The organism is Nocardia sp. NPDC060220 (assembly GCF_042727815.1).
Taxonomy (GTDB): Bacteria; Actinomycetota; Actinomycetes; order Mycobacteriales; family Mycobacteriaceae; genus Nocardia.
In genome coordinates, this window is record NZ_JBHWZY010000593.1 from 1 (window position 1) to 4,408 (window position 4,408).

Sequence of the window (4,408 nt, forward strand, 5' to 3'; positions counted from 1 at the left end):
GCGTTGACCCGGTCGGGGTCGAGGTCGATGACGTAGGCGATGCCGCCGGACATGCCGGCCGCGAAGTTGCGGCCGGTCTCGCCGAGGACCACGGCACTCCCTGTACACGCTGGAGGGCGGCCAGGCCGCCGCCGACTCCCTGCTGGACGGCGGGTGCACGGCGGTGGTGTGCGCCAGCGCAAGCGGTTGGCCCTGCTCACCGCCCTGCTCGAAGACCGCCAGATCTATGTCTTCGACGAATGGGCCGCCGATCAGGAGCCGCGGTTCCGCGATGTGTTCTACCACGAGATCCTCACCGATCTGAAGCGCCGCGGTAAGACGGTCATCGTGATCACCCATGACGACCGGTACTTCGATTGCGCCGACCAATTGGTGAAGCTCGACTTCGGTCTCGTCGCTGTGTGAGGCGTGAACGCCGGTCCCTCGCGGGGCCGGCGTTCTCGTGTGTCAGGCGATGTCGCGGTACTCGGCGATGTGGCGCGACATCGGTGGCCGGTCGGCCAGGCTGACCTCGGAAGGTGTTCGCCGCCACCCGGTTTCCCCGGGCAGGAACTGCACCAGGCCGATCCCGGAATCCCGGATGCCGAGTCGGTCGAGCAGAGTCGCCACGACCTGGCGGCTCATCACCGCCAGTTCGTGTGTCGGCCGATGACGATGCACGCGGATCCCGAGGTCGACCTGGGCGATGGCCGACACACCGCGCCGCTGCCAGCAATCGAGCAGGATCCCGATCTCCGCGCCGTACCCGCCGGCGATGGAGATCTGCCCGAGAAACGCACGCGTGGCGCCACATTCGCCGCCGAGCGGCTGGATGATCTCGGCCAGCGCGGGTGCGAGCGCGGTGAGCAGCGGACGCGCCACGAGCTGTGTGACCCGGCCACCGCCGTCGGCGTCATCGGTCGTCGGCCTGCGATAGAAGCCCTTCACCAGGGCGATGTGGGGGTCAGCGAGCAGCGGTGCGAGCAAGGTGGGCACGAACATCGGATCGGGATCGACGAGATCCGCGTCCAGGAAAACGATCAGGTCACCGGTACACACCGCCATCGACCGCCACAGCACCTCGCCCTTGCCCGGCCGCACCGCCACCCCCGGCAACGCCTCCTCTCGCGTGAAGACCTCGGCCCCGGCGGCGCGCGCCCGCGCGACGGTCCGATCAGCGGACCCCGCATCGAGCACGATCAACTCGTCGACCAGCCCACCGAGCAGCGGCGTCACCGAAGCGACTACCCCGGCGACGGTGTCCTCGTCATCCAGCGCGGGCACCACCACCGAGACCCGACGACCCGCCTTGCGGTCGATAAGTTCACGGACGTCCATCCAGCCAGTCAACGACACACTCGTCACCTCCGCTACCGCTGCGTCTCGATCTGTGACCGAACCCAACGGTTTTCCGCCCGTGCTTGGACATACCTACAGGTCCGTGCCGGTCACTGAACGCAGACCCGATGGCAGGCCCGGCGGGTACCGTGGGCTCAGCCGACCGGTGGAGGGGCAGAAATCATGAGTGGGAGTGCGGCAACGATGGTCGAGGTGTCCAAAGGGTCCAAGACCGATCTCGTCGACGGGCGGTACACGGTGCGCCTGGATCTCGACAGCCCGGCCGGGGCGGTGGACATCGCGGCGGTGCTGTTGACCGCCGACGGCAAGGTGCGTTCCGATGCCGACTTCGTGTTCTTCAACAATCCGGCGGCGTCGGGTGTTCGATTGGAATCCGATGCTGTTGTCGCGGTCGATCTTTCGGCAGTGCCGGCCGAGATCCATCGGGTGGTGATCACCGGCAGCACCGAGGCACAGGGGATTCGGTTCGGTGCGGTCGCCGGGCTACGGGTCTGCGCCGTCGGTTCCAGTCAATCGGTGAGTTTCGTTCCGCCGGGGCTGGATTCGGAGACGGTGTTGCAAGCCGTCGCGCTGTATCGGCGGGGGAGCGGGTGGCGTCTCGACGCGATCGGTCAGGGATACAGCGCGGGGCTGGCGGCGTTCGCGACCGATCACGGCATCGTCGTCGACGAAGAACCGGCCGACGTCTCCTCGCACGTGGCCGAAGCGCCTGCACCCCAGAGTGTTGCACCCCCGGCGCCCTCGGTCGATCTGCGCAAAGTCGATGTCGTGCTGACCAAGGAGTCGCCGGATCGCCGCGCCACGATCGACCTGCGCAAGGGTGATCCGGGCTACGTCCTGACCGTCGGTCTCGAGTGGGACGGCCGCGGTGCGAAATACGACGCGAACGGTCGTGTCACCGAGTTCGGCACGGGCGACCTGGACGTGTACTTCTTCTGCCGCAACGAGATCACCGGCGACTACGTGGTCCTCAGCGGGGAGAAGGGCCACCAGGGCGACATCACGCAGTGGCCGTTTATCCATCACCAGGGCGACACCCGCGGCCCCGGGGCCGACAACCTCCCCGCCACCGAACAGGTCACCGTCCGCCCCACCGAGAACGGTGATCTGCTGCTCAACGTCTACCAATCCGTGGACAACGGTGCGGGCGCCATCGACAAATTCGGCAACCCGCGCGTGCGCGTCCGCTACGGCCGCCCCGGCCCCGACGGCCTCCCCGACAAGGATGCCGACCAGATCACCGTCATCATCGGCAACGGCAAAAGCTCCTTCTGGGCCACCGTCGCCCATATCGACGTGCGCGACGGCATCCTCACCGTCGACGGCACCATCCACTACAGCCGAGCCTTCAGCGAACGCATGCCCGTCCTCGACACCGACGGCACCTGGGTCCGCTCCGCCAAGAACGGTCCCGTAGGCCGCAGCAAGAAGGCCAACGGTCTCGGCTTGAGCCGCTACGAAGGCCAGTGCCCCACCCCTCGCTGAGTCGAGAACCACCGGAGAGGCAGCGCTGTGCCGGGTTACGCTCGCCGTGACGTTTCGAACGACGAGGGGCACGAAACACGATGAGCGGCACAGTGATCGCGGTGAACAGCAACGGTGAGTACTCGTTCAGCAAGCCGACCAGACCGAGCATTCGGCTCCTGACAGGACTCGGTGTGGAGGGCGATGTCCACGCCGGAACAACGGTCAAACACCGCTCTCGGGTCGCGCAGGACCCGACCCAGCCGAACCTGCGGCAGGTTCACCTCATGCACGAGGAGCTGTTCACCGAGGTCGCCGAACACGGATTCGCTGTATTCCCCGGCGATCTCGGCGAGAACATCACCACCAGCGGCCTGGATCTACTCGCACTTCCGGTGGGGGCGCTGCTGCGGATCGGTTCCGCCGCGGTCGTGGAAATTACCGGCCTACGCAACCCGTGCGTCCAGATCGACAGGTTCCAAGACGGGCTGTTGAAGCAGCTAGTCCACCACGATGCGGCAGGCACCCTTGTGCGCAAGGCCGGAATCATGGGCGTGGTTGTCACCGGTGGCGAGGTCCGCCCCGGCGACAGCATCGTTGCCGAACTTCCGCCGCAGCCGTGGAAGGCCCTGGATCGGGTCTAGCGATGTGCTGAACTCTGGATTCGGCGGGCGTATTCGGGCTTGCACCTGACGTAAGGTCAGGTTCTACCGTCGACGACACCGGCGCACAGGGTGCCGGTGGAAGTGGGATGAAGCGGATGGACCAGCGCGGAACCGAGCGTGTGTGGAAAGTCGGTGAGCTCGCGGCCGAGGCCGGACTGACGGTGCGGACGTTGCATCATTACGACCGGATCGGCTTGGTGCACCCGGCGCAACGCTCCGGCACCGGTCACCGGCTCTACACCGCGAGCGATGTCGAGCGGCTGTATCAAGTGCTGGCTCTGCGGCAACTGGGCCTGGGGCTCGATCAGATCGCGGATCTGCTCGAGGGCTCCGTGGCGATGACGCAGGTACTTGCCGCTCACCGCGACTATCTGGCCGCGCAACTGGCCGCGACCCGGGATCTGCATGCCTTGGTCGCGGCACTGACCGCCACGGTGCAAAGCCGGTCGGACGCATCCACGGATCACTTCCTGGAATTGATCAGGAGGACCGTCATGGTCGACGACACCATCAAGCAATACTTCACCGAAGAGCAGTTGACCCAGCTCGCGCTGCGCCGGGAGGAACTCGGTGAACAGCGCATTCAGCAAGCCGAAGCGGACTGGGCCGTGCTGATCCCCCAGGTCGACGCGGCGATCGCGGCGGGCACGGACCCGACCTCGCCCGAGGCGCAGGAAATGGCGGCTCGGTGGATGAGGCTCTTGGAGGGCTTCCACGGCGGCGACGAAGGCCTGCGCGAGAGCATGTACCGGATGCAGGCCGAGGAGTCCGACCGGATCGAGAGCGAGTTCTGCGGACCTTCACCTGCGCAGATCGAGTTCATCACGACCGCGAACGCCGCACGCGGGTAGCAGATTCGGCAAAGGCCACTGATTCGAGGGCGCTCGAGCAACGGCGACCCGTGGGGCGCGGGGGATGGTGCCGCGCCCCCCCGCCAAATA

5 protein-coding genes and 1 pseudogene are annotated in these 4,408 nt (G+C 66.8%); 4 read left to right on the forward strand and 2 right to left on the reverse strand.

What is annotated here, in order from left to right; genetic code table 11:
* Window positions 1-101, reverse strand: a pseudogene (locus ACFWF3_RS25845) (hypothetical protein); the annotation flags it as partial.
* A gap of 52 nt (window positions 102-153) precedes the next feature.
* Here ACFWF3_RS25845 and ACFWF3_RS25850 point away from each other — a divergent pair.
* The gene (locus tag ACFWF3_RS25850; RefSeq protein WP_379315881.1) at window positions 154-405 is read left to right on the forward strand and encodes a hypothetical protein; all 252 of its coding nucleotides are present in this window, start codon (window positions 154-156) and stop codon (window positions 403-405) included.
* 42 nt (window positions 406-447) lie between these two features.
* Here the strand turns inward: ACFWF3_RS25850 and ACFWF3_RS25855 are convergent, their stop codons facing one another.
* A complete protein-coding gene (locus ACFWF3_RS25855) occupies window positions 448-1,344 on the reverse strand; it encodes a glucosyl-3-phosphoglycerate synthase (RefSeq protein ID WP_379315875.1) in 897 nt (298 codons plus the stop codon).
* Window positions 1,345-1,500: 156 nt separating this feature from the next.
* On the opposite strand from ACFWF3_RS25855, the gene ACFWF3_RS25860 reads away from it, so the two are divergent.
* The 3 genes from ACFWF3_RS25860 (at window position 1,501) to ACFWF3_RS25870 (ending at window position 4,318) form a co-directional block, all read left to right on the forward strand.
* Entirely contained in the window at window positions 1,501-2,823 is a 1,323-nt protein-coding gene (locus tag ACFWF3_RS25860; RefSeq protein WP_379315877.1) for a TerD family protein, read from the forward strand.
* Window positions 2,824-2,903: 80 nt separating this feature from the next.
* Window positions 2,904-3,446 (forward strand): MOSC domain-containing protein, encoded by a 543-nt coding sequence (locus ACFWF3_RS25865; RefSeq protein WP_379315879.1) that lies wholly within the window; start codon window positions 2,904-2,906, stop codon window positions 3,444-3,446.
* 107 nt (window positions 3,447-3,553) lie between these two features.
* Complete coding sequence (locus ACFWF3_RS25870; RefSeq protein WP_378995923.1) at window positions 3,554-4,318, forward strand: MerR family transcriptional regulator; 765 nt, start codon at window positions 3,554-3,556, stop codon at window positions 4,316-4,318.
* Window positions 4,319-4,408 lie beyond the last annotated feature (90 nt).